Annotated in this window: 1 protein-coding gene and 1 pseudogene; both read right to left on the bottom strand. The window is 66.8% G+C overall.

Features of this window, described 5'->3' with window-relative positions; genetic code table 11:
• Window positions 1-573 (bottom strand): molybdopterin-dependent oxidoreductase (locus AC1DWF_RS33610; RefSeq protein ID WP_476842826.1); only part of this gene is annotated, 573 nt, incomplete at its 3' end.
• A 1-nt stretch (window position 574) separates the two neighbouring features.
• Window positions 575-799 (bottom strand): annotated as a pseudogene (locus tag AC1DWF_RS33605) (sulfite reductase subunit alpha); the annotation flags it as partial.

Here is a 799-nt window from a genome sequence, read left to right as displayed (position 1 = left end):
GATGCGCATCGACGGCCGCAGCGCCTTGGCCGCGAGCAGACGCTGATGGAGTACGGGATGGCACCAGGCGAGGTTGCTGCCGACCAGGATCACAAGGTCCGCCTCCTCCAGGTCGTCATAGACGCCGGGGACGATGTCTTCGCCAAAGGCGCGGCGATGGCCGGCGACGGCGCTCGCCATGCAAAGGCGCGAATTGCTGTCGATATTGCCGGTGCCCAGAAAGCCCTTCGCGAGCTTATTGGCGGCGTAGTAGTCCTCCGTCAGCAGTTGGCCCGAGACGTAGAGCGCGACGCCCTCCGGCCCGAATTTTTCCAAGCCCTTGCGATAGCCCTCGGCGACGACATCCAGCGCGGCATCCCAGCTCGCGCGCTTGCCGTGCACCATGGGGTGAAGCAGCCGGCCATCGAGACCGATCGTCTCGCCCAGCGCCGTCCCCTTGCTGCACAGCCGGCCCTTGTTCGCGGGGTGATCCGGGTCTCCGCGCACGGAACCTTCGGGCGTCGCGAGGATACCGCAGCCGACCCCGCAGTAAGGGCAGGTCGTGCGTGTCGCTGGGCGCCGGACGCCATCCACGTCAGTACACGTCCCGCTGGTAGCGGCCCTGCTTGGCCAGCGCGACGATCCAGTCGCGCGCCTGGTCAGCATCCATATTGCCCTCGCGCATGGCGACCTGGCGCAGGGCGGCATCGACGTCCTTCGCCATGCGGCTGGCATCGCCGCAGACATAGAAATGCCCGCCGTCCTGGAGCCACCGCCAGAGGTCGATGGATTCCTCGATCATGCGATGCTGCACATAGTC

The organism is Aminobacter sp. P4_D5 (assembly GCF_056401815.1).
The sequence above is the reverse complement of the archived record's forward strand: the minus strand, read 5'-3'. Positions and strand labels throughout refer to the sequence as shown.